Origin of the sequence: Dactylosporangium sp. NBC_01737 (assembly GCF_035963215.1) — a bacterium.
Lineage (GTDB): Bacteria > Actinomycetota > Actinomycetes > Mycobacteriales > Micromonosporaceae > Dactylosporangium.
This window is the reverse complement of sequence record NZ_CP109153.1, coordinates 4,690,957-4,714,105: the sequence shown is the minus strand read 5'-3', so window position 1 is coordinate 4,714,105 and position 23,149 is coordinate 4,690,957. Positions and strand designations below refer to the sequence as shown.

Here is a 23,149-nt window from a genome sequence, read left to right as displayed (position 1 = left end):
CCGCTCACGACTGTTCCAGCAGCCACGCCAGGAGTGCCTTCTGCGCGTGAAGGCGGTTCTCGGCCTCGTCCCAGATCGCGCTCTGCGGCCCGTCCATGACCTCCGAGGTGATCTCGTCGCCGCGGTGGGCGGGCAGGCAGTGCAGCACGATCGCCTGGGGACCCGCCACCGCCATGAGCGCGGCGTTGATCTGGTACGGCCGGAACGGGGTGATCCGGTCCAGCCCGTCGCCCTCCTGACCCATCGACGTCCACGTGTCGGTGACGACGACGTCGGCGTCCTTGACCGCCTCGGCGGGGTCGGGGACCCATTCGACGCTGCCCCGCGCCCGCGCGGCGTCCATGACGGCCGGGTCCGGGGTGAAGCCGGCCGGCCCGCTCAGCCGCACCCGCATGCCGGCGGTGACCCCCGCCAGCGCGTAGGAGTTGGCCATGTTGTTCGCGGTGTCGCCGAGGTACGTCAGCACCCGCCCCTGCGTCGACCCGAGCCGCTCCCGGACCGTGAGGAGGTCGGCGAGCAGCTGGCACGGGTGGAAGCTGTCGGTGAGCGCGTTGATCACCGGTACCGTGGCGTGCGCCGCCAGCTCGGCGACCCTGGCGTCCACGTTGGACCGGATGACGATCGCCGAGACGTAGCGGGACAGGACCTTCGCCGCGTCGCCGATCTCCTCGCCCCGGCCGAAGTGGGTGCTGAGCGCGTCGATGATGACCGGGGTCCCGCCGAGCTCGGCGATGCCGACCTCGAAGGAGACCCGCGTGCGCAGCGACTGCTTCTCGAAGATGACGCCGACGGCCTTCGGCCCGGCGAGGGGCTTGTGCGCGTACCGGTCGGCCTTCATCGCCGCGGCCAGGTCCAGGATCGCGGCCTGCTCGGAGGGGGTCAGGTCGTCGTCCCTGAGCAGGTGACGGGGCCGGTGGCCGGCCATCAGGCCCGCACCGCGTCGAGCGCCGGGCCGAGCGCCGCGACGAACTGGTCGGCCTGCCCGTCGGTGAGGATCAGCGGCGGCGCGATGCGCAGCACGTCCGGCTGCGCCGCCTGGGCCAGGAACCCGGCGTCGCGCAGCACCGCGGCGAGCGCGCCCGCGGCCGGGCCGTTGAGCACGATGCCCAGCAGCAGGCCGGCGCCGCGGATCCCGCCGACGAGCGGGTGGTCCAGGGCCTCCACGCCGCGGCGGATCCGCTCGCTGAGCTGCTTCACGTGGTCCAGAAGCTGCTCGGACTCGATGGTGTCGAGCACGGCCAGGGCCGCCGCGCAGCAGACCGGGTTGCCGCCGAACGTCGAGGCGTGCATGCCGGGGCCGAGCAGGGTCGCCGCGTCGTCGAAGGCGATCATCGCGCCGAGCGGCAGCCCGCCGCCGAGGCCCTTGGCCAGGGTGACGACGTCGGGCCGGACCCCTTCGGCCTGGTGGGCGAACCAGTACCCGGTCCGGCCGATCCCCGTCTGCACCTCGTCGAGGGCGAGCAGCGCGCCGTGCCGGGCGGTGATCTCCCGAGCGGCGGTGAGGTAGCCGGCGGGCGGGACGATGACACCCGACTCGCCCTGGATCGGCTCCAGGAGCAACATCGCCGTGCCGTCGTCGACGGCGGACTCGAGCGCGGCGACGTCACCGTACGGGACGTGCACGACCTCGCCCGGCAACGGCCGGAACGGGTCCTGCTTCGCCGGCTGCCCGGTCAGTGCGAGGGCACCCATCGTGCGGCCGTGGAACCCGGCCTGCGCGGCGACGATCTTCGTGCGCCCGGTCCGCCGGGACAGTTTGAACGCGGCCTCGTTCGCCTCGGCGCCGGAGTTGCCGAAGAACACCGCACCGGGCCGCCCGGCGAGGTCCAGGAGGCGCTCGGCGAGCGCGACGACCGGCGGGGAGGCGTACAGGTTGGACACGTGCCCGAGCGTCGAGATCTGCGACGTGACCGCCGCGACGACCGCCGGGTGGGCGTGGCCGAGCAGGTTGACCGCGATCCCGCCGAGCAGGTCCACATAGGAGCGTCCGGCCTCGTCGACGACGACCGCGCCGCTGCCGCTGACCAGGCCCAGCGACGGCGGCCCGTACGTGTTCATCACCGACGCCTCGAACCGCTGCACGAGCGTCATGAGCCCATCACCATGGTCCCGAACCCCTCCGATGTGAAGACTTCCAGCAACAGCGAGTGCGGCACCCGGCCGTCGACGATGTGCGCGGCCGGCACACCGCCCTTGACGGCCCGCAGGCACGCCTCCATCTTCGGCACCATCCCCGACTCCAGGGTCGGCAGCAGGTCCGCGAGCTGGTCCGTGGTCAGCTGCGAGATCAGCGAGTCCGGGTCCGGGTAGCGGGCGTACAACCCCTCCACGTCGGTCAGCACGACGAGCTTGCGGGCCTTCAGCGCGATCGCGAGGGCCCCGGCGGCGGTGTCGGCGTTGAGGTTGTGCAGCACCCCGTCGGCGTCCGGCGCGACCGTCGACACGACCGGGATGCGCCCGGCGGCGATGAGGTCCGCGACCGCGCCGATGTTGACATGCTCGACGTCGCCGACCTGGCCGATGTCCACGGGCGCGCCGTCGACCATCGCGGGCCGCCGCACCGCGGTGAACAGCCCCGCGTCCTCACCGGACATGCCGACCGCGTGCGGGCCGTGCTCGTTGATGAGCCCGACGAGCTCCCGGCCGACCTGCCCGACGAGCACCATCCTGACCACGTCGGCGGTCTCGGCGGTGGTGACGCGCAGGCCGCCCTTGAACTCGCTGGCGATGCCGAGCCGCTTGAGCATCGCCGAGATCTGCGGCCCGCCACCGTGCACGACGACCGGCTTGATGCCGACGTGCCGCAGGAACACCATGTCGGCGGCGAACGCCCGCTTCAGCTCGTTGTCGAGCATGGCGTTGCCGCCGTACTTGATGACGATCGTCGAGCCGGAGAACCGCTCCAGCCACGGCAGCGCCTCGATGAGCGTGTTCGCCTTGCCCAGCGCGATCCCGAGGTTGCGTCCGTTCACGAGCTGTACGCCGAGTTCTCGTGCACGTACCCCATGGAAAGGTCGTTGGTGAGGACCGTCGCTGACGTGTCACCGGCGTGCAGGTCGACGGTGACCGTGACCGCGCGGGCACTGAGGTCGACCTTCGAGCGGTCCTCCCCCGCGGCCCCGCCCTTGCAGATCCACACGCCGTTGATGGCGACGTCGACCTCGTCGGGCTCGAACGCGGCGCTCGTCGTGCCGATCGCGGCCAGGACCCGCCCCCAGTTGGGGTCGTTGCCGAAGAACGCGGTCTTCACCAGGTTGTTACGGGCGATCGACCGGCCGACCTCGACCGCGTCGTCGTCGCTCGCCGCGCCGGTGACCTCGATCGCGATCTCCTTCGTCGCGCCCTCGGCGTCGGCGATGAGCTGCGCGGCCAGGTCCGCGCAGACGGCGGTCACGGCCTCGGCCAGCTCGTCGGGGGTCGGCTGGATCCCGGCGGCGCCGCTGGCCATGAGCAGCACCGTGTCGTTGGTCGACATGCAGCCGTCGGAGTCGATCCGGTCGAACGTGACCCGGGTCGCCGACCTGAGCGCGGCGTCGAGCACGTCCGCGTCGGCGACCGCATCGGTGGTCAGCACGACCAGCATCGTGGCCAGACCCGGCGCGAGCATGCCGGCGCCCTTGGCCATCCCGCCGACGGTGAACCCCTGTCCACTGTGGACGGCGGCCTTCGGCACGGTGTCGGTGGTCATGATGGCGGTGGCCGCGTTCGCCCCGCCGTCGCGCGCCAGCCCCCGCGCCGCGGCGTCGACGCCGGACAGCAGCTTCTTCAGCGGCAGCCGCTCACCGATCAGCCCCGTGGAGCACACGGCGACGTCACCGGCCCCGACCGGGAACCGCGACGCCCGCCCGGACAGCACCGCCGCGGTGTGCTCCGCGGTGGCGTGGGTGTCCTGGAACCCGGCCGGCCCGGTGCACGCGTTGGCACCGCCGGAGTTGATGATGACGGCCCGCACGACCCCGGCGCGCAGCACCTGCTGGCTCCACAGCACCGGCGCGGCCTTGATCCGGTTACCGGTGAACACGGCCGCCGCGGTCCAGTCCGGTCCGTCGTTGACGACCAGCGCCACGTCGAGCGCCCCCGCCGTTGCCTTGATCCCGGCGGCGACACCTGACGCCCGGAACCCCTTCGGTGCAGTTACTGTCACGGCGCGATCCCGTCAGCGGTGAGCCCGGCCGTCTCAGGCAGCCCGAGCATCAGGTTGGCATTCTGTACGGCCTGTCCCGCGGCCCCCTTGACGAGGTTGTCGATCGCGGAGACGACGATGATCCGGCCGCTGTCCACGTCGACGGTCGCCTGCAGGTGCGCGGCGTTCGCCCCGAACGTCGAGGCGGTGTGCGGCCACTGCCCCTCCGGCAGCACCTGCACGAACGGCTCGCCGTCGTACGCCTCCGCCAGCACCTCACGCGGGTCCCTGTCCGTCAGCGGCCGCGCGGTGACGGTCGCGAGGATGCCCCGGGGCATCGGCGCCAGGACCGGCGTCATCGACAGCGACGTCGCACCGGTCGCCTGCTTGATCTCCGGCACGTGCTGGTGCGCGCCCACCTTGTACGGCGACAACGACCCCATCACCTCCGACGCCAGCAGATGCACCTTCGCGGAGCGACCGGCGCCGGACGTGCCGGATGCGGCGACCACCACGACGTCCTCGGGGTCGGCGACCCCCGCGGCGATCAGCGGCGCGAGCGCGAGGACCACCGACACCGCATAACATCCGGTGTTGGCGACCCGGCCCGACCCGGCGATGCGCTCCCGCTGGCCGGGCAGCTCGGGCAGGCCGTAGGTCCAGGTGCCGGCGTGCGCGCCCGGGTAGTATCTGGTCCAGTCGGTCGCGGCCTTCAGCCGAAAGTCGGCGCCGATGTCGACGACCTTCACCGAGTCCGGCAGCTGCGCGGCGAGCGCCGCTGACTCCCCGTGCGGAAGGGCGAGAAACACCAGGTCGGCGTCCGCGAGGACATCCGGCGCGGTGGGCGCCAGGACCACGTCCCGCAGCGACCGCACGTGCGGATGCACCGCCCCGACCTTCGACCCGGCCTGCGCAAACCCCGTGGCGACGGCCAGGTCCAGATGCGGGTGCCCGGCGATCAGCCGCAGCAACTCCCCACCCGCATACCCGGACGCCCCGGCGACAGCCACTCGTATTCCCATGCGCTGCACTGTATCTCTATGCATCGCCGTGTTTCAAGCGCATTGCGGCAAGCATCACCACCCCGCCGGGCATCCTAGGAACCCTCCTCACCCCGGCCCTCACCCTGATCCGGAACGCACCACCCACCGCGCCAGGCCCCCACACCAGGCCCTCACACCAGGCCCTCACACCAGGCCCCCACGCCAGGACCGCGGGCCGGGATCGATGGCGGCTACTCGGGGTCGAGGACCCTGGCGAGCTGGGCGCGGTTGCGGACGTTGAGCCGGCGGTACAGCCGCGTCAGGTTCGCCTCGACCGCCTTGATCGACAGGAACAGTGCGCGGGCGATCTCGCGGTTGGTGGCGCCCGCGCGGACCAGTTCCACGATGCGGCGTTCGGTCTCCGACAGGCCGGCGCCGCGGCCGCCGTCGAGCCGGGCCAGGTCCGCGGCGGCGACCTCGCGCCACGGGTGGGCCTCGGCGGCCGCGTAGCGGCGCACCGCCTCGGACAGCGCCGCCCGGGCCGCGCCGCGGCGGTGGGCGCGGCGTTCCAGGCCGCCGAGCGTGTAGTAGGCCCGTGCGACCTCGAGCGGGTACGGGTGGTCCTGCCACTCCTCGATCGCCCGGTGCAGCGCCTCGGCGCCCTCGCGGGCCTCGCCGGTGGCGGCGGTGAGGACGGCGCGGGCGCGGGCCAGGCCGAGGAACACGATGGTGCGGTCCAGGTGCCGGGCGTGCTTGTGGACCTCGTCGAGGACCTCGGCGGCCTCGGCGCGGGCGCCGGCACCGACGAGCGCCTCGATGAAGTCGGCGTGCCACGGCAGGATGCCGGGGTCGAGCCGGCCGAGCCGCTGGTCGAGGGCGTACGCCTCGCGCATCGCCTCGGCCGCCGCGACCGGGTCGCCGCGCAGGACGTGGACGAGGCCCGAGGAGGCGTAGGCGAGCTTGATCCAGTCCTCGTCGCCGGCGGCGAGGCAGGCGGCGAGGCCGCGCTCCGCGTAGCCGGCGGCGGCGGTCGCGGTGCCGCCGCCGCTCTCGGCGAGGGCAGCGACGAGGTAGCCGGGGCCGGGGGTGGTCTCGACGTCGACGTAGAGCCGCACGCATTCGCGGCCCGCGGAGACCGCGTCGGCGCAGCGGCCGGCGCGCCAGTAGATGCCGGCCACGGACACGAGGACGGAGGCGAGGTCGCGCACCGTGCCGGCGCGTTCGACGGCGATGCGCAGCGCCTCGATGCGGCGGACCGCCTCAGCGGTCTCGCCCTTGAACAGGCGGCTCATCGCGGCGACCTGCCGGGCCGCGACCGTCGCCGGGGTCAGCGACAGCCCACGGGCGAGTTTCCCGGCCCGCTCCAGGTATTCGTCGCCCTGGGTGCCGAGCAGGATGTTGCCCTTCCAGCTGAGCACCTCGACGAGACGTTCCATGTCACCGCACAGCTCGGCGGCCTCCTCGGCCCGCTTGAGCTCGGCCAGGGCGCCCTCGCCGTCGCCGTCGTAGTAGGCCTTCACACCCTTGTACAGGCGGACGTGGGCGAGCAGGTCGGGGGTGTCGACGGCCTCGACGAACGCGGCGTCCAGCAGCGGCCCGGAGTTGGAGTGGTCCTCGCCGGACATCTCCACGAGCAGCAGCCGGGCGCCGATGCGGGTGCGCCGGTCGGCGGCGTCGCGCAGCGCCGCGGTCGCGTGCCGGCGGGCGTCGGCGGGTGAACCGGCGGCGTACGCGTACTGCGCGGCGCTGAGCCGGCGGACCGCGCCGACGCCGGGCGTGTCGCGCGGGGTCCGTTCGGCGGCGAGCGCGGCGAGGTCGGCGGCCATCGCCGGGGCGCCGCGCAGCCGGGCCGCGGACGCCGCGTCGGCGAGGCACTCGGCGAGGGCCTCGTCGGGCTCGGGGCGGGCGGCGGCGAGGTGCCTGGCCCGGTCGACCGGGTCGGAGACGGTGTCGGCGAGCCGCTCGTGCGCCTCGCGGCGGGCGGCGGCGGTCGCGTCGGCGTACACCATCTCCCGCAGCAGCGGATGGCTGAAGCGGATCGCACCGTCGGCGTCGACGTCCAGCACCGACGAGGCGAGGGCCGCGTCGAGGTGGTGCTCGGCGAGGCGGCCGCTCCGCTGCAGCAGCGCCAGGCTGGGCCGGGCGGCGGCGGCCACGACCAGCAGCACCGGCCAGTCGGGCGCGGGCAGCGCGGCGAGGCGCGCGGCCAGCAGTGACCGGAGCCGGTCGGGCACCGGCAGCGGGTCGGTGGTCGGGAACGGCGCGGCGCCCAGCGCCCTGCCGAGCTCGACGGCGTACAGCGGGTTGCCGGCGCTGGCCTCGTAGATGCGGTGCAGGTGCGCCCGGCCGGCTTCGGCGCCGAACCGGGCCCGCAGCAGGTCCGCCACGTCGCTCTCCGGTAGCGGCGGCACCGGCAGGGTCGTGCCCGGCGGCGGGCACAGGTCGAGGCGGGTCGCGGGGTCGCCGTCGGGGACGCGTTCGGCGGCGAGGATGCGCACCGGGGCCTCGCCGAGCCGGCGGGCGACGAACCGCAGCACCTCGGCGCTCGGCTCGTCGATCCACTGCACGTCGTCCAGGACGACGAGGACGGCGCGCTCGGCGGCGAGGGCGCGCAGCAGTTCCAGAACCGCGAGGCGCACCGCGAGCTGGTCGTGCGGGGTCGCCGGCAGGGCGCTGCGCAGCAGGGCACCGTCGAGGGCGGCACGCAGGTGCGACGGCAGGTGCTCCGCGGCGTCGGGGGCGCCGTCGAACAGGTCGACGAGCGCGAGGTAGGGCAGGTCGGCCTCGGCCTCGGCGGCCGCGGCGCGCAGCACGAGGGCGTCGGTCTCGGCGCCGGCGATCGCGTCGAGGATGGTGGACTTGCCGATCCCGGCGGGGCCGTAGAGCAGCACGCCGCCGCCGCCCGTGAGCCGCTCGCGGGCGTGAGCCAGCAGATCGGCGCGGCCGAACGGCGCGGCCGGCCAGGTGCTCACCACCACTGTTCCACCACGACGCCGAGTCTCTCCCGAACGCCACCGCGCCGCAACGCCTGCCCAACGCCCGCGGACCGTCCGGCGACGCGATGTTGAACACTGTCAGCGGAGCCTGTCGCAGGGCAGGACGGCCTCCCAGCCGAGCACCGGCCACTGTGCGGTATGGACCGTCACCCTCCGCAAACGTGGCTCCGCATGGCATTGGGCGCGTGCCGCCGCGACGGTCGCGTCCCAGCGCGGCAGCCCCTCTGCGTAGCCACCCGGTCGCAGGTTCGCCACGCACACCACGGTCACGAGTGTCGCCAACGCGACAAACGGGACGGCACCGACCCGACCGTCCACAGCGTCGGCGGGCAGCGCCAGCGCGACCGCCGCCGCGATGTTGGGCAGTGTGATCAGCACCAGGTACCGCCCCTCGGGGGCGCCGTGCACGGCGAGCTGGAAGGCGCCGGCCAGCAGGCCGAACCCGGCGAGGAGCGCGGCGAGCCGCCACTGCGGCCGGGTCCAGCCGAGCAGGGCCGCGACGACGAAGGCGGCGGGGACGGCCAGGCCGAGCAGCACCAGTGCCCGGTGCCCCAGCGGGTCGGCGACCGGCGGGGCGAGCCACGCGTCGCCGAGGAACGATCGCGGCAACCCCCAGCGCAGGTAGGTCCCGGCCACGGACACCGGGTCGAGGTCGGGGCGCTCCCCCACGTCGCGCCGCGAGCCACCGGCGAGCAGCGGCATCAGTTGCAGCGCCGCGCCGGGCAGCAGCGCGACGGCCCGCCACAGCGCGTCGTCGCGTCGCCGCGCCAGGCGCAGCAGCGCGACGGGCACGAGCAGCAGCCCGAGGATCGAGTTGAGCACCGCGAGGGCGGGCAGGGTCACGGCGACGGCCCGCGCCCCGCGGTGGCGCGGGCTCCACAGCAGCATCCAGAGTCCCGCGTACACCAGGGGGAACTGCAGTTGGGCGAGGGTGTTCGGCACGTACCCGATCGGCACGGCCGCGCTCCCGCCGACGACCAGTGCGGCGCCGGCGCCCAGGCGGTCGCGGGCGGCGGCCCAGACGGCAACCGCCAGCAGCGCGGTCAGGACGGCGGCGAAGGACGCGTTCAACGCCGCCGCCCACGAGACCGGGAAGAGGGCGATGACGGCGAAGCACACGCGGGCGACGGTGTGGAAGTAGCCGTTGAACGGGGTGGCGAGGGGCTCGTACCACGGCAGGGTGAGCGCGTCGGTGAGGAACTCCTGCCCGTCCTCGGCCCAGACGCTGTTGAGCCCGCCCCGGAACAGGCACAGCGCGAGCACGGCGAACACCAGCGCGGCCCGGCGGAGAACAACTGTCACATCAGGCAAACGAACGGGCGCCCCGCACCGCAGTGCGAGGCGCCCGTCGGAAAACCGCTTAGAGCTTGCCGTCCTTGACCGCCTGGGTCACCCACGGGATGACCTCGTCGAGCATCTCGTCGAGCGAGGTGTTGGCCTCGTAGCCGAGGATCTCCTTGGCCTTGCTCACGTCCGGGACGCGCTTCTGCACGTCGTACTCGTACGGGTCGTCGGACACGACGCTGAACGGCACGTCGGCGCCCTTGATCTTCTTCCAGATCACCTCGGCCAGTTCGAGGACCGTGGTCGACTCGGCGGTGGAGATGTTGAAGTCCTGGTTGACCGCGTCCTCGTGCTCCATCGCGGCGATGATGCCCTTGGCCAGGTCACCGCCGTAGGTGTAGTGGCGGACCTGGTCGCCGGCGCCGAGGATGTGCAGCGGGTCCTGACCCTTGACGATCTTCTGCACCAGGTCGGGCACGACGTGCGACATGGCGAGCTTCACGTTGCCGGACAGCACCTCGACCTCGCCGAGCGCGCGGCCCTCGCCGACGCCGACACAGTTGAACGGGCGCACGATCGTGTAGGGCAGCTTGTACTGGTCCCAGGCGGCCTTCGCGTAGTACTCGACGGCCAGCTTCTGGAAGCCGTACGACGACAGCGGCGGCGGCACGAGCCGCTCGTCGCCCTCCTTCGACGGCCAGTGCGTGGTCGACTCGAAGACCATCGACGACGACAGGTAGGTCATCTTCTTGAGGGTGCCGTCGCGGTGCGCCTTGATCGCCGCGTCGCACGACGAGGCCATGATCCGCTCGTTGGTGGCGAGCAGGTCGTAGGCGTACGCGTGGAAGTAGGAGATGCCACCGATCATCGCCGCGCCGGCGATGAAGTGGTCGCAGCCGTCGAGCAGCTCGGTGACCAGGTCGACGTCACGCGCGTCGCCCTCGACGAACCGGTAGTCGGGGTGCGAGTCGTAGCTACGGGTGACCGGACCGTACTTCGAGTAGTTGTCCAGGCCGACCACCTGGTAGCCGCGGGACAGCAGCTCCTCGACGACGTACCCACCGATGAAGCCGGCCGAGCCGGTGACCAGGACCTTTGCCACTAACACTCCTTAGTTCTGAACAGCGTTGCTGGAAAAGTTGGCGCGTGCGGCCTGCGCGTCGTCCCGCGCCGCCGACGAAGCGGGCCGCTTTGCGACCTGCTCCATGGTGAGGCGGCGACCGAACGCGAACCGCCACCACTTCAGGTAGCTGGGCAGGAACCGGCCGACGTCGAACCGGGACTCGCCGAGCTGCCGGTCGAGCCAGATCGTCGGGATCTCCGCGACGGGCAGCCGCAGCCGCGCCGCCTTCGCGGTCAGCTCGATGCCGATCTCGAACCCGGTCTTGCTCTCGATGCCGACCTGCCGGACGAACGTCGTCGAATACGCCTTGAAACTGTTCGTCGCGTCGCGGGTGCCGACCCGCGCGAACATGTGCAGGGTCCGGCCCGCGCTGCGCGACAGCGCCCGCTTGAACCGGGGCCCGCCGACCTGCTGGCCGCCGGGCATGTACCGCGACGCCGCCGCGACGACCACGCCACGCTCGACGAGCCGGGCGAGGTCCTCGATCTGGCGCGGGTCGTCGGAGCCGTCGGCCATGGTGACCACGGCGACGGGCGCCTGCGCCACGTCGATGCCGAAGCGGATCGCGTTGGCCGGGCCGCGCCCGTACGTGTTGAGCACGGTGCGGACCCGGGGGTCGCGGACCGCGACGGTGTGCGCGAAGGGCACCGTGGTGTCGTCCGGCATGTCGTGCACGACGAGGACCTCGGCCGGCATCAGCACGGCCCGCAGGATCCGCTCGAGGCAGGGCACGATCGCCTCGCCCTCGTTGTACACGGGGATGACCACAGAAACCTGCGGCGTGAGGGTCATGCAGGCACCTCCGCTGCGCTCCGGCACCAGCCTGACCGGTCGCTGCGACACTGTATGACCGGCCCTCCGCTGCGCTCCGGTCCGGTCATACCCGCACCCCCTTGTTCGTGATGCCCCACATGTCCGCGACGGGGATGTCGGTCTGCAAGTCACGGTACTCGGGGTGCGGCGCGGCGATGATCAGCAGATCGGCCTTGGCGAGGATCTCGTCCTGGGACACGAACCGGTCGTCCTTGACGTACGGGTCGCTGCAGAGGGTTTCCTTCGCCTTCAGCATGACGACCTTGCGCAGCTTGTAGGCCAGGGACTCGCGGATGTCGTCGCTGCCGCCCTTGAACGCCATGCCCAGGATGCCGACCGTCATCTCCGACAGGTCGAAGCGCTCCTGCAGCTTCGACACCACGTAGAGCGGCAGGCCCTCGTTGATCAGCATGGCGCTGTGGCCGAGGACGAAGGTGTTGTTGGTGAACGCCGCCAGCTGCATCGTGTCCTTGAGCAGGCACGGCCCCGCCGCGAACCCGGCGCCCGGCATGTCGGACGCCCGCGGGTACTGGAAGCGGATGGCGTGCCGGATCCGCTCGAAGTCCAGGCCGAAGTCGTTGGACATCATCCAGAACTGGTTGGCGGCGGCGAACTTGATGTACCGCCAGGTGTTGGTGAACAGCTTCGCGAGCTCGGCCTCCTCGGGCTCCAGCCGCACGATCTGGTTCGCGAGGTTGCGGAACAGCTTCTCCGCCCGCTCCGCCGCCTCCGGGTTGCGGGCGGCGACGATCTGCGGCAGCTCGAACAGCTCCGTCATCGCCTTGCCCTCGGCGATGCGCTCGGGGCAGAACGCGACGTCGGCCTTGACGCCGAGCCGCTTGATCAGCTTCTCGGTGAGGGCGGTGACGCCGGGGTGGACGGTGCTGCGCAACACGATCAGCTGCCCGTCACGGAGGTACTCCGCGCAGCGCTCGATCGCCGCGGGGACCGCGCCGATGTTCGGGTTGAGGTGCTCGTCGACGGGCGTGCCGACGATCACGACGAGGTGTTCGGCCGACGCGACGCTCGCCGGGTCGGTGCTCGCGGTGAGCCTGCCTTCCTTGACGGCGGTGGCCAGCGGCTCGGCCGCGCCCTCCTCGTCGAACGGCAGACGGCCTTCGTTCACCACAGCGACCGCGGCCGCGTTGATGTCGTACAGGGTGACCTGCAGGCCTCGGGAGGCCATGGCGATGCCGAGCGGCAGTCCGACCCGGCCGCAACCCCCGATGATCACGACGTCGGTCGTAAAGCCTGCCGATGCACTATCGTCTGACACGCGCTGCCCCTCCAGGAGAGCCGAGATCGAAACCGGCGCTTGGCGCGGGCCGAACCCTCGGGATGACCTCACGCCACGTGACAGGGCGGAGGATGGCTCGGCGCCGTGACGGTACCACTTCAATGGGTCTGGTTCTTGACCCGCTCAGGGTGAAGCGGCCCTGCCCACACCATCCGGGCCTGGGGAAACGGTTCTCGGTCCGATATCTGACGGTGCCCGCGACAGCCGGCGCCAGGTGCGTGACTGTCCGTTCGGGCGGCCGCATCTGTCCGATGCGGCCGCCCTCCTTCGGCTGTGCGGATCACGCCCCGCGCAGGGTCGCGCCGAATCTGCCCGCGGCGACGGCGACCGCCACGTCGCGGGCGGCGAGTGCCTCCTCGCCGGTGAGCGTCCGGTCCGCGGCGCGGAACGTCAGCTTGTAGGCCAGGGACTTGCGGCCCTCGCCGAGCTGCGCGCCCTCGTACACGTCGAAGAGCCGCACCGACTCCAGCAGCGCGCCGGCGCCCTCGGTGAGCGCGGCCTCGACGTCGCCGGCGGGGGTGGCCGCGTCGACGACGAGCGCCACGTCGAGCAGCGCCGTGGGGAAGCCCGACAGCCGCGGCGCGGTCGACACCTCGGGGATCGGCACCGCGTCGAGGTCGAACTCCATCGCCACGGTGCGGCGCGGCAGGTCGAGGTCGGCGCAGACCGCCGGGTGCAGCTCGCCGGCGTGCCCGACGACGGTGTCGCCGACGAGCAGCGCCGCGCAGCGGCCCGGGTGCCAGGGCGCGACCGCGTCCGGTCCGGCCGCGGCGCGGACGGTGAGCGTCACCCCCGCCGCCTCCGCGGCGACCCGGGCGGCGTCGACGGCGTCGGCCCAGTCGGCGGGGCGGCCGGCGCCCCACCAGCCGGCGGGGTCGGCGTCGCCGGTGATGACGGCGGCGACGTGCCACGGCTGGTGCGGCAGCAGCGCCTCCGCGGCCCGCAGCTCCGCCTCCGGCGGCGGTCCGTCGACGCCGGCGGTCGGCGCGACCCGGACCGGCCCGCCGGGCAGGAAGACGGTGCCGAGCTCGTACAGCGCCAGGTCCCGCAGGCCGCGGCCGAGGTTGCGGCGCAGCGCGCCGAGCAGCGGCGGCAGCAGCGTGGTGCGCATGCCGGGCTCCTCGTCGGACAGCGGGTTGCGCAGCAGCACCATGTCGCGGCGCGGGTCGCCGGCGGGGATGCGCAGCGCGTCGAGGGTGCCGGCGCCGACGAACGGGTAGCACAGCGTCTCGGTGAACCCGGCGTCGGCGAGGGCCCGCCCGATGGTCCGCCGGCGGCGCTGGGTGACCGACAGCCCGGCGCCGGGCGGCGCGATCGGCAGGACGCTGGGGATCCGGTCGTAGCCGTCGAGGCGCAGCACCTCCTCGACCAGGTCGGCCGGGTCGGTGAGGTCGGGCCGCCAGCTCGGCGGGGTCACCACGGCCTTGGAGCTGGCACCGGCGGAGTCGACCTCGACCGAGGCACCGATCATCGTCAGCACCTCGACGACCCGTTCGGTGCTGTAGTCGATGCCGGCCAGCTCCGACGGGCGGGTGACGGCCATGGTGATCGGTGCCGGTGGCACGACGGCATAGACGTCGGTGACCCGCGGGTCGACGGTGCCGCCGCCGTGCTCGGCGAGCAGCGCCGCGGCCCGCGCGGCGGCGGCCGCGGTGATCTGCGGGTCGACGCCGCGTTCGTAGCGCTTGCCGGCCTCGCTGGGCAGCTTGTGCCGGCGGATCGTGCGGGCGACCGACAGCGGGTCCCAGTGCGCGGCCTCGAGGAGCACGTCGACGGTGCTCGGCGACACCTCCGTGGTGGTGCCGCCCATGACGGCGGCGAGGGACACGACGCCGGTGTCGTCGGCGATGACGATGTCCTGCGGGTCGAGGGCCCGCTTGACGCCGTCCAGCGTCGTCAGCGTCTCCCCGGCCGTGGCGCGCCGCACGACGAGGGGGCCGGTGAGCCGCTCCAGGTCCCAGGCGTGCATCGGCTGGCCGGTCTCGATCATCAGGTAGTTGGTGATGTCGACCGGCAGCGAGATCGAGCGGATCCCGGCGACGGCGAGCCGCGCCTTCATCCACTGCGGGGTCGGCGCGGCCGGGTCGACGCCGCGCACGGCGACGGCGGTGAACCGGTCGCAGGCGACGCTGTCGCGCACGTCGATGCGGTACGCGTCGCTGCCGTCGCCGTCGATCGGCACGACCGCCGCGACCGGGTCGCGGTACGCGCCGCCGAGCGAGTGCGACAGCTCCCGGGCGATGCCGCGCACGGAGAAGCAGTAGCCCCGGTCGGGGGTCACGTTGACCTCGACCACGACGTCGTCGAGCCCGACGACCGGCCGCGCCTCGGCGCCGGGGTCGGCTGCGTCACTTCCATCGGGCCTGGGCGGCAGGACGATGATGCCCTCGTGCTCGTCGGAGACGCCGAGCTCCCGCGCGGAGCAGATCATGCCGTTGGAGACGTGCCCGTACGTCTTGCGGGCGGCGATCGCGAACCCGCCCGGCAGGACCGCGCCGGGCAGCGCGACGACGACGAGGTCGCCCTCGGCGAAGTTGCGGGCGCCGCAGATGATGCCCTGCGGCTGCTCGCCGCCGACGTCGACGAGGCAGTACCGGATCGGCTTCTTCAGCCCCTGCAGCTCCTCGATCGACTCGACCCGGCCGACGACGAGGGGACCTTCGACGCTCGCACCGGCGTCGGTCATCTCCTCGACCTCGAGGCCGACCTTCACGAGGGCCTTCTCCAGGCCGTCGGCGGTCAGGTCCGCCGGCAGGTCGACGTGCTCACGCAGCCATGACAGCGGTACGCGCATCTCAGGCCTCCCATCCGAACGCCCGCGCGTAACGCACGTCGCCCTCAACCATGTCCCGCATGTCGGCGGCCGCGTTGCGGAACATCAGCGCCCGCTCGATGCCCATGCCGAACGCGAACCCGGAGTACTCGTCGGGGTCGATGCCGCAGGCGCGCAGCACCCGCGGGTTGACCATGCCGCAGCCGCCCCACTCGACCCAGCGGGCGCCGTCGCGGTGGTGCGGGAACCACATGTCGATCTCGGCGCCCGGCTCGACGAACGGGAAGTACGACGGCCGCAGCCGGGTCTCCGTGCCGGGGCCGAACAGGCCCTGCACGAAGTGGTCGAGGGTGCCCTTGAGGTGCGCCATCGTGATGCCCTTGTCGATGACGAGACCCTCGACCTGGTGGAACACCGGGGTGTGGGTCGCGTCGAGCTCGTCGGTGCGGTACACCCGGCCCGGGCAGACGATGTAGATCGGCGGCCGGCGGGTGAGCATCGTGCGGGCCTGCACCGGTGAGGTGTGGGTGCGCAGCACGATCCGCGAGTCGTTGTCCCTGTCGGGGCCGCCGTCCGCGCCGGAGGCGGCGACGAAGAACGTGTCCATCATGGAGCGTGCCGGGTGGTCCGGGTGCATGTTGAGGGCGTCGAAGTTGTACCACTCCCACTCGGCCTCGGGACCTTCGGCGACCTCGTAGCCCATGCCGACGAACAGGTCACCGACCCGCTCCATGATCTTGGTCAGCGGGTGCTGGGCGCCGCGCGGGCGCCGGCCGGTCGGGAGGGTCACGTCGACCGTCTCCTCGACCAGGACGCGCTCCTCGCGTTCCGCGGTCAGCGCGGCGAGCCGGGCGTCGAACGCCGCCTGCACGGCGACGCGGGCCTCGTTGACGCGTTTGCCGGCGTCGGCCTTCGCGGCCGGGGGCAGCGAGCCGATCTCGCGCCGGGCGAGGGAGATGGGGGCGCGGTCGCCGAGGTGCTGGGACTTCAGCGCCGCGAGGGCGTCGAGGTCGCTCGCGCCGGCGAACGCCTTGTCGGCGCTGGCGACGGCGTCGTCCAGGGCGTCCTGGGCGAGCAGCATGGCTTGCTTCGGGTCGTACGGATCGTTGCGGTAGGTCATCGGACTCTTCCCACGCGAGATTTGGCCTCGGACAGTGTAGAGAAGGGCGCCCGCCGGCCGTGGGAAGGTGTCAGGAGGTGCGACGTCCTGTCCGCCCACCGTCACCGGCGGGCCGCATAAACAGGTGCGTGCTCACATCGACTCCCTCAACGCTTTCGCTGAAGCGTACAGGCAGACCGCGGCAGCCGCAGCCAGGTTCAGGCTCTCCGCGCCGCCGAGGATCGGCACCCTGACACGGGCGTCCGCGGCGGCTTTCAGCGCGTCCGGCAGGCCGTGCGCCTCCGATCCGAACAGCCACGCGGTCGGCCGCGCCAGGTCGGGCAGCTCGAACAGATCCGATTCGCCGTAGCCGTCCGCCGCGAGCACCCGGAGCCCCGCGGCCTGCAGCGCGGCGACGGTGGCCTCGCTGGAGCGGGACCGGACCACGTCGACGTGGAACAGGCTGCCGGCCGAGGAGCGCACGGCCTTGCCGTTGTACGGGTCGACGCTGTCGCCCGCGAAGACCACGGCGGTCGCGCCGGCGGCGTCGGCGGTGCGCAGCACGGTGCCGGCGTTGCCGGGGTCGCGGATGTCGGCGCAGACGGCGACCAGCCGTGGCGCCTTGCGCAGCGCGTCGGCGAGGGGGACGTCCCGGGACGTGCAGACGGCCACGAGGCCCTGCGGCTGGACGGTCTCGGTGAGCGCGGCGAGGGCCTCGTCGTCGACCTCGGCGGCCCGGGCCGCCCGCGCGACGAGGTCGCCGTGGCGGGCCCGCCCGTCGGCGGTGAAGAACAGCTCGGCGACCGCGCCGGCGGCCAGGGCCTCGCGGACGGCCTGCGGGCCCTCGGCGAGGAAGCGGCCGGTCTCGTCGCGGTCGCGGCGGCGCTGCAGGCGCCGGGCAGCAACAACCCGGGGGGTCCGTGTGGTGAAGACCGCCCCGGGTTGCCGGATCACGTCAGGCTGCGGCAACGGCCGTCTTCGCCACCTGGACCAGGCCGCTGAACGCCTTCGCGTCGCTGACCGCCAGCTCGGCGAGGATCTTGCGGTCGACCTCGACACCGGCCAGGCGCAGGCCCTGGATCAGCCGGTTGTAGGTGAGGCCGTTCGCGCGGGCGGCGGCGTTGATACGGGTGATCCACAGCTGGCGGAAGTCACCCTTGCGGTCGCGCCGGTCGCGGTAGGCGTACTGCATCGAGTGCAGCACCTGCTCCTTGGCCTTGCGGTACAGCCGCGAGCGCTGCCCGCGGTAGCCGCTGGCGGTCTCCAGGACGGTGCGGCGCTTCTTCTGGGCATTCACTGCCCGCTTCACGCGTGCCACGGTTCGTTACTCCTCATGCGAGACCGGCCCATGGCGTGCGGGCCGGTCGGAAAAGTCCAGGAAAGGGGGTTGTGACGCCGCGTGTTACAGACCGAGCATCTTCTTGACGCGCCGGGTCTCGGTCTTGGCGAGCTCGACAGTGCCGCTGAGCCGGCGGGTCCGCTTGCTGGGCTTGACCTCGAGCAGGTGGCGCTTGCCGGCCGGCTCGGCGAGGATCTTGCCGCGACCGGTGATCTTGACGCGCTTCTTCATCCCGGAGTGCGGTTTGAACTTCGGCATGGCTGATGTTGCCCTTCCATGTGCGGCACGCCAGAGCCGGCACCCTCCCCGACGGATCGGTTGGAGGGTGCCGTGGCGCACCGGCGCACAGCCGGGACGCCGCTGTGCGGGTCCCGCCCGCACGACGCGGTCGTTGTGGTTGGTGCTGGTGGTGCCGGGTGGTGCGTTATCCCTGGTCGGCGGTGACGACCTCGGGCAGGACGGCTGATTCGCCCTCCGGCGCGGTGCTGTCCTCCGTGCGACCCTCGCGAGACGCGGTCGCCGCGGCCTTCACGTTGCGGTGCGGCGCGAGGACCATGATCATGTTGCGGCCATCCTGCTTCGCGGAGGCCTCGACGAAGCCCAGCTCCGAGATCTCCTCCGAGAGCTTGCGCAGCAGCCTGAACCCCAGCTCCGGGCGGCTCTGCTCGCGGCCTCGGAACATGATCGTTACCTTGACCTTGTCGCCCGCCTTCAGGAACCGCATGACGTGACCCTTTTTGGTCTCGTAGTCGTGCGGGTCGATCTTCGGACGGAGCTTCATCTCCTTGATGACGGTCTGCTGCTGGTTACGCCTGGCTTCCCTTGCCTTGAGCGCGCTCTCGTACTTGAACTTGCCGAAGTCCATGAGCTTGCAGACGGGCGGGCGTGCCATGGGCGCAACTTCGACCAGGTCCAGGTCCACGTCGGCGGCCAGCTGGAGTGCGCGCTCAAGCGGGACGATGCCCACCTGCTCACCCTCCGGGCCGACCAGCCGGACCTCACGTGCCCGGATCTGTTCGTTGACGCGTGGCTCGACGCTGATGTGGCCTCCTCGATCGGTGCTGTCTGATGTGCCGACCGAAGCGGAAAAGCCCCCGGATGCGCAGCGCGCATGCGAGGGCCCACTTGACCACACCGTCCCTGGCGAGGGGCCGTGCGGTCAGACCGGACCCGGCTGCCTTGAGCTGCACGGGTGGGAGTGTTGAAACTCCGCTTCGAACACACCACGGATGCGGCGTGCGGTCGACTTCCGCTACTCTACCACGCTGCTCGTCAGCGACGCGGTGTGCAGGGCCCGCAGCCGGCGGGCCGCCTTGACGGCGTAGTCCTTGTCGGTCATCTGCACCGCCATCACCGCGACCCGCTCGTCGTCGTGCAGATCCAGGGTGAGCCACGGGCTGCCGCGGCCGAACGTGACGGCGCGCACCACGTCCCACGGCAGGTCGTAGGAGCCGATGATGTTCTGGACCCGCACCCCGGTCTCGTCGGCCTCGACCTTGGGCCTGGCCATCAGCAGGATGGCGAGCGCCGCGCAGATGCCCAGGCCGATCATCGCGGCCTGGTCGCCGCGCTGGAAGTAGCCGGGGCCGTCGCCGGTCTTGCCGTGCAGCCCCAGCGCGATGAGCGTGAAGACCACCACGACCACGGGGGCGAGGACGTAGGCGATGACCCTGGCGCGCCGCGGACGGGCGAGAACGGTGCTGCTCACACCGAGGAGCCTACAGGCGGCACGCGTGGATGCCGGTCACCAGGATGGCGCGGGCGCCCACCTCGTACAGCTCGTCCATGATCCGGTGCACCTCGTCGCGCAGCACCATCGCCTGGACGGCCACCCAGCCCTCCCGGTGCAGCGGCGACACCGTCGGCGACTCGATGCCCGGGGTCAGCGCCACCGCCGCGTCCAGCGCGTCGGCCCGCACGTCGTAGGCGAGCATCACGTAGCGTCGCGCCACCAGGACACCCTGCAGGCGGCGCAGCAGCTGCTTCGCCGCGGGCGCCAGGTCGGCGGTCCCGCTGCGGCGCACCAGCACCGACGAGGACTTCAGGATCGGCTCGCCGAAGATCGACAGGCCCGCCTGGCGCAGGGTCGCGCCGGTCTCGACGACGTCGGCGATGACGTCGGCGACGCCGAGGCGGATCGCGTTCTCCACGGCGCCGTCCAGGCGGATGACCTCGGCGTCGACGGCGTGCTCGGCGAAGTAGCGCTGCATGACCCCCGGGTAGGCGGTCGCGACCCGCAGCCCCGCCAGGTCGGCGGGGTTGTCACCCTTGATCGAGCCGGGCACGGCGGCGAAGCGGAACGTGGCCCGGCCGAACCCCAGGTCGAGGAGCTCCTCGGCGCCGCTGTCGGCGTCGATGAGCAGGTCCCGGCCGGTGATGCCGAGGTCCAGGTCACCGGAGCCGACGTAGGTGGCGATGTCGCGGGGGCGCAGGTAGAAGAACTCGACGTCGTTGGCCTCGTCGCGGCAGAGCAGGTCCTTGGGGTCGGACCGCTGCCGGTAGCCGGCCTCCTGCAGCATCTGGGCGGCGGGACCGGACAGGGTCCCCTTGTTGGGCACGGCGATTCTGAGCATGACTGGGCAGACCTCTCGGGCGGGGAGTGACGGGACGGACGCGAGGCGCAGGCCTACAGATGTCGGTAGACGTCCTCGAGCGACAGCCCTGTCGCCAGCATCAGGCACTGCACCTGGTACAGCAGCTGCGACAGCTCCTCGGCGGTGCGCTCCCGCCCCTCGTGCTCCGCGGCCATCCAGCTCTCGGCGGCCTCCTCGACGACCTTCTTGCCGATGAAGTGGACGCCCTTCTCCAGCGCGGCGACCGTGCCGGAGCCCGGGGTGCCCGCGGCGGCCTTGGCGGTCAGCTCGGCGAACAACGCGTCAAAGGTCTTCACGGGCACGAATTCTCGCAGGCCCGGACGCGAAAGGGGAATCGAGATCACGACAGGCGTGTCCTGCCTCACGCGTCCCCGACCGGCCGTTCACCCGACCGTGAACTCGTGGTCGTCGACCCCCTGGACGCTGCTGTCGGCCATCGAGATGTAGTACGCCTCCACCGTGTACCTCCCCGGCGGCAGCGTCACCGGCACCCGCGCCTCACCGACGGACGGGGCGCCGACGGACAGCTGTACCACCTGCTCGACGACGACCACGCCGCCGGTGCCGCGCATGCGCAGGTTGACGGTGCCCTCCCACACGATCCCGGCCAGGTGCACGGTGAACGACCGGCCGACCCGCTGCCCCTGCTGCGGGTCGATGACCCACACCGGCGCGTAGATCTCCGACGGTGGTGCCTGTTTGACGGGCCGGCTGATGTCGACGCTGTTCCAGAGCTTCGCGGCGGGCGCGCCGTCGATCGTGATCCGCACCCCGTCGATCCTCTTCACGGAGGTGTACGTCGCTGCCGCCGCCACCGTGGACACCAGCTGCTGCACGGCGAGCGCGGGCGTGCCGGCCCGGGGCGCGGTGCCGACGTCGGCGAGGTCGACGGTGATCACCTTCCCGTCGATCGTGACCCCGCGCACGGCGACCGGGTCCGGCCACAGCGTCACGTAGTCGGGGTCGGCGGCGGTGCCGGCGCGCAGCGCCTCCCCGACGGAGGCGGCGATGCGGTGCGCGTCGTCGTCGACCGGGAGCGTCATGTCGTGGAACTCGCGCACCAGGCGGTCGTTGCGGGCGTAGTACACCGGCAGCTGGACCTTCGCGGGCTCCCCCGGCACCACCGGCCCGTCCGTGCCCGACACCGCGGCCGGCGCCGAGGGCTCCACCGGCTCCTGCGTCGACGCCGTGGCCGTGCCCCGGTCCGCCGGCCCGTTCTGTGGCGGCACCCGGTCCGGCACGAACACCGCGACGGCCACGGCGATGACGGCCGCTACCGCCGCGGCGGCGCCGATGACCGCCCACCCGCCGCGGCGGCGCTGCTGGATGCGTCCCCGGATCCTCGGCAGCGCGTCGGGCGTCACCTCGACGGTGTCGACCTGGGCGCGCAGCGCCGCCCGCAGCCGGTCCTCCGGTGACATCCTCATGGGGCCAGCTCCAGACTCTCCCGCAGGGCCGCCATGCCCCGCGCGGCGTGGCTCTTCACCGCGCCCTTGCTCACGCCCATCGCGTCGGCGATCTCCGCCTCGGACAGCTCCCCGTAGTACCGCAGCACGATCGCCTCACGCTGCCGCGTCGGCAACCGGCGGACCGCCTCGAGGACCTCCCGGTGCCGCAGCAACGCCAGGGCGCCGCTCTCCGCGCTGGCCACCAACGGCTCGTCGAGGGCGCGGCGGGCCGCCACGTACCGGTCGGCGACCCCCCGGTGCCGCAGCGCCGATCTGGCCCCGTTGACGACGCTGGTGCGCAGGTACGCCAGCGCCTTGTCCGCGTCACGCAGCCGCCACCAGCGCCGGTGCAGCGCCACGTACGCGTCCTGCACCACGTCCTCGGCGGCCGTCTCGTCGTGCAGCAGCAGCACCCCGAGCCGCACGAGCCCGCGGTAGTGCGCCGAGAACAGCGCGGTGACCGCGTCGTCGGCGCTCCAGACGCGTGCGTCGTCGCGGGCGGTCTCGGCAAGCACAGCCCTACCGTCCCATGGCGTGGTCCCCACGTCGGCCGTCACGCACCTACGACGCGCGAGCTGGCGTTCAGGTTTACCGCTATCACCCGAAAGGCGAACTCCGCCCGCTCTGGATACCCTGGGCCGGTGGAAACCGTGCCGAAGTACACCGACGAAGAGTGGGGGCTCCTCGTGGGCCTGCCGCAGTCCGTGCTGATCGCCGCCTCCCAGGCCGAGCAGGACGGCAGCCGCCGCACCCGCGAGGAGTGGACGGCCGGCATGACCGCCATCGCCGACGGCCGCGACTCCGCCAGCGACCTGGTCCGCACGATCGCCGCCGACGTGGTCGAGCGGCAGGGTGACATCGAGGAGGGCGAGGACCCGCCGATCATCGAGTTTCCGGACCGGGCCGCGGGCCTCGCCGACGTCATCGCCCGCGCCCGGGCCGCGCACGAGCTGCTCGCCGCGAAGGCCGAGCCGGCCGACGCCGAGTCCTACCGCTACTGGCTGATCACCCTCGCCGACCAGGTCGTCAGCGCCGCCAAGTCCGGCGACGTGCTGGGCTTCGGCGGCGAACTGGTGACACCGGCCGAACGCGCCTTCAGGGATGAGCTCGCCGCGGTCCTCGAGGTCTGACGCGGCCGGGCGGTGCCCTGCCCACCCGCCCGTGCCCTTCGACCCTCGCTCATGATCGAAGGACGGCTCCGGCCACCATGACGACCGGGTCCGTCCTTCGATCAACTCCGCAAGATCACTCCCCGCCGAGACGGCCGCCGGCCAGGC

22 protein-coding genes are annotated in these 23,149 nt (G+C 72.7%); 1 reads left to right on the top strand and 21 read right to left on the bottom strand.

Features of this window, described 5'->3' with window-relative positions; genetic code table 11:
• Positions 1-4: 4 nt before the first annotated feature.
• The 21 genes from argF to OHA72_RS21370 form a co-directional block, all read right to left on the bottom strand.
• Entirely contained in the window at positions 5-925 is a 921-nt protein-coding gene (gene argF, locus OHA72_RS21470; RefSeq protein WP_327009568.1) for an ornithine carbamoyltransferase, read from the bottom strand.
• Positions 925-2,091 carry an acetylornithine transaminase gene (locus OHA72_RS21465; RefSeq protein WP_327009567.1) on the bottom strand — a complete coding sequence of 389 codons (1,167 nt, stop codon included), beginning with the start codon at positions 2,089-2,091 and terminating at the stop codon, positions 925-927. The genes argF and OHA72_RS21465 overlap by 1 nt, the downstream gene beginning before the upstream one ends.
• Positions 2,088-2,972 carry an acetylglutamate kinase gene (gene argB / locus OHA72_RS21460; protein ID WP_327009566.1) on the bottom strand — a complete coding sequence of 295 codons (885 nt, stop codon included), beginning with the start codon at positions 2,970-2,972 and terminating at the stop codon, positions 2,088-2,090. The genes OHA72_RS21465 and argB overlap by 4 nt, the downstream gene beginning before the upstream one ends.
• The gene (gene argJ, locus OHA72_RS21455; protein ID WP_327009565.1) at positions 2,969-4,144 is read right to left on the bottom strand and encodes a bifunctional glutamate N-acetyltransferase/amino-acid acetyltransferase ArgJ; all 1,176 of its coding nucleotides are present in this window, start codon (positions 4,142-4,144) and stop codon (positions 2,969-2,971) included. The genes argB and argJ overlap by 4 nt, the downstream gene beginning before the upstream one ends.
• Positions 4,141-5,145: an N-acetyl-gamma-glutamyl-phosphate reductase gene (argC, locus tag OHA72_RS21450; protein ID WP_327009564.1), complete on the bottom strand. Its 1,005-nt coding sequence runs from the start codon at positions 5,143-5,145 to the stop codon at positions 4,141-4,143. Before argC ends, argJ begins: the two co-directional genes overlap by 4 nt.
• A gap of 212 nt (positions 5,146-5,357) precedes the next feature.
• Positions 5,358-8,078, bottom strand: a complete 2,721-nt coding sequence (locus OHA72_RS21445) for an AAA family ATPase (protein ID WP_327009563.1) — start codon at positions 8,076-8,078, stop codon at positions 5,358-5,360.
• Between the two features lie 102 nt (positions 8,079-8,180).
• Positions 8,181-9,404 carry a hypothetical protein gene (locus OHA72_RS21440; protein WP_327009562.1) on the bottom strand — a complete coding sequence of 408 codons (1,224 nt, stop codon included), beginning with the start codon at positions 9,402-9,404 and terminating at the stop codon, positions 8,181-8,183.
• Between the two features lie 58 nt (positions 9,405-9,462).
• Positions 9,463-10,488 carry an NAD-dependent epimerase/dehydratase family protein gene (locus OHA72_RS21435; RefSeq protein ID WP_327009561.1) on the bottom strand — a complete coding sequence of 342 codons (1,026 nt, stop codon included), beginning with the start codon at positions 10,486-10,488 and terminating at the stop codon, positions 9,463-9,465.
• A 9-nt stretch (positions 10,489-10,497) separates the two neighbouring features.
• Positions 10,498-11,301 carry a glycosyltransferase family 2 protein gene (locus tag OHA72_RS21430; protein ID WP_327009560.1) on the bottom strand — a complete coding sequence of 268 codons (804 nt, stop codon included), beginning with the start codon at positions 11,299-11,301 and terminating at the stop codon, positions 10,498-10,500.
• Positions 11,302-11,386: 85 nt separating this feature from the next.
• Positions 11,387-12,556, bottom strand: a complete 1,170-nt coding sequence (locus OHA72_RS21425; RefSeq protein WP_327009559.1) for a nucleotide sugar dehydrogenase — start codon at positions 12,554-12,556, stop codon at positions 11,387-11,389.
• 343 nt (positions 12,557-12,899) lie between these two features.
• Positions 12,900-15,413, bottom strand: coding sequence for a phenylalanine--tRNA ligase subunit beta (gene pheT, locus OHA72_RS21420; protein WP_327009558.1), 2,514 nt, complete (start codon positions 15,411-15,413; stop codon positions 12,900-12,902).
• A gap of 1 nt (position 15,414) precedes the next feature.
• The gene (gene pheS, locus OHA72_RS21415) at positions 15,415-16,512 is read right to left on the bottom strand and encodes a phenylalanine--tRNA ligase subunit alpha (RefSeq protein ID WP_327009557.1); all 1,098 of its coding nucleotides are present in this window, start codon (positions 16,510-16,512) and stop codon (positions 15,415-15,417) included.
• 132 nt (positions 16,513-16,644) lie between these two features.
• Complete coding sequence (locus OHA72_RS21410; protein ID WP_327009556.1) at positions 16,645-17,445, bottom strand: TrmH family RNA methyltransferase; 801 nt, start codon at positions 17,443-17,445, stop codon at positions 16,645-16,647.
• Between the two features lies 1 nt (position 17,446).
• Positions 17,447-17,809, bottom strand: coding sequence for a 50S ribosomal protein L20 (rplT, locus tag OHA72_RS21405; protein ID WP_033356865.1), 363 nt, complete (start codon positions 17,807-17,809; stop codon positions 17,447-17,449).
• A gap of 84 nt (positions 17,810-17,893) precedes the next feature.
• Positions 17,894-18,088: a 50S ribosomal protein L35 gene (rpmI, locus tag OHA72_RS21400; RefSeq protein ID WP_327009555.1), complete on the bottom strand. Its 195-nt coding sequence runs from the start codon at positions 18,086-18,088 to the stop codon at positions 17,894-17,896.
• A gap of 166 nt (positions 18,089-18,254) precedes the next feature.
• The gene (infC, locus tag OHA72_RS21395; RefSeq protein WP_327011631.1) at positions 18,255-18,872 is read right to left on the bottom strand and encodes a translation initiation factor IF-3; all 618 of its coding nucleotides are present in this window, start codon (positions 18,870-18,872) and stop codon (positions 18,255-18,257) included.
• 210 nt (positions 18,873-19,082) lie between these two features.
• Positions 19,083-19,538 (bottom strand): PH domain-containing protein, encoded by a 456-nt coding sequence (locus tag OHA72_RS21390; protein ID WP_327009554.1) that lies wholly within the window; start codon positions 19,536-19,538, stop codon positions 19,083-19,085.
• A gap of 10 nt (positions 19,539-19,548) precedes the next feature.
• Positions 19,549-20,403, bottom strand: a complete 855-nt coding sequence (hisG, locus tag OHA72_RS21385; RefSeq protein ID WP_327009553.1) for an ATP phosphoribosyltransferase — start codon at positions 20,401-20,403, stop codon at positions 19,549-19,551.
• Between the two features lie 53 nt (positions 20,404-20,456).
• Positions 20,457-20,720, bottom strand: coding sequence for a phosphoribosyl-ATP diphosphatase (locus OHA72_RS21380; RefSeq protein WP_442788637.1), 264 nt, complete (start codon positions 20,718-20,720; stop codon positions 20,457-20,459).
• 87 nt (positions 20,721-20,807) lie between these two features.
• A complete protein-coding gene (locus OHA72_RS21375) occupies positions 20,808-21,851 on the bottom strand; it encodes a Gmad2 immunoglobulin-like domain-containing protein (RefSeq protein ID WP_327009551.1) in 1,044 nt (347 codons plus the stop codon).
• Positions 21,848-22,387 (bottom strand): SigE family RNA polymerase sigma factor, encoded by a 540-nt coding sequence (locus OHA72_RS21370; RefSeq protein ID WP_327009550.1) that lies wholly within the window; start codon positions 22,385-22,387, stop codon positions 21,848-21,850. Before OHA72_RS21370 ends, OHA72_RS21375 begins: the two co-directional genes overlap by 4 nt.
• A gap of 126 nt (positions 22,388-22,513) precedes the next feature.
• On the opposite strand from OHA72_RS21370, the gene OHA72_RS21365 reads away from it, so the two are divergent.
• Positions 22,514-23,002, top strand: a complete 489-nt coding sequence (locus OHA72_RS21365; protein WP_327009549.1) for a hypothetical protein — start codon at positions 22,514-22,516, stop codon at positions 23,000-23,002.
• The last annotated feature ends 147 nt before the right edge of the window (positions 23,003-23,149 follow it).

What these genes read in the sequence shown, in the direction of transcription:
- OHA72_RS21375 (WP_327009551.1), bottom strand. Translation starts at nt 21,851, where the DNA reads ATGAGGATGTCACCGGAGGACCGGCTGCGGGCGGCGCTGCGCGCCCAG.
- hisG (WP_327009553.1), bottom strand. Translation starts at nt 20,403, where the DNA reads ATGCTCAGAATCGCCGTGCCCAACAAGGGGACCCTGTCCGGTCCCGCC.
- argC (WP_327009564.1), bottom strand. Translation starts at nt 5,145, where the DNA reads ATGGGAATACGAGTGGCTGTCGCCGGGGCGTCCGGGTATGCGGGTGGG.
- argF (WP_327009568.1), bottom strand. Translation starts at nt 925, where the DNA reads ATGGCCGGCCACCGGCCCCGTCACCTGCTCAGGGACGACGACCTGACC.
- OHA72_RS21430 (WP_327009560.1), bottom strand. Translation starts at nt 11,301, where the DNA reads ATGACCCTCACGCCGCAGGTTTCTGTGGTCATCCCCGTGTACAACGAG.
- OHA72_RS21465 (WP_327009567.1), bottom strand. Translation starts at nt 2,091, where the DNA reads ATGACGCTCGTGCAGCGGTTCGAGGCGTCGGTGATGAACACGTACGGG.
- pheT (WP_327009558.1), bottom strand. Translation starts at nt 15,413, where the DNA reads ATGCGCGTACCGCTGTCATGGCTGCGTGAGCACGTCGACCTGCCGGCG.
- pheS (WP_327009557.1), bottom strand. Translation starts at nt 16,512, where the DNA reads ATGACCTACCGCAACGATCCGTACGACCCGAAGCAAGCCATGCTGCTC.
- rpmI (WP_327009555.1), bottom strand. Translation starts at nt 18,088, where the DNA reads ATGCCGAAGTTCAAACCGCACTCCGGGATGAAGAAGCGCGTCAAGATC.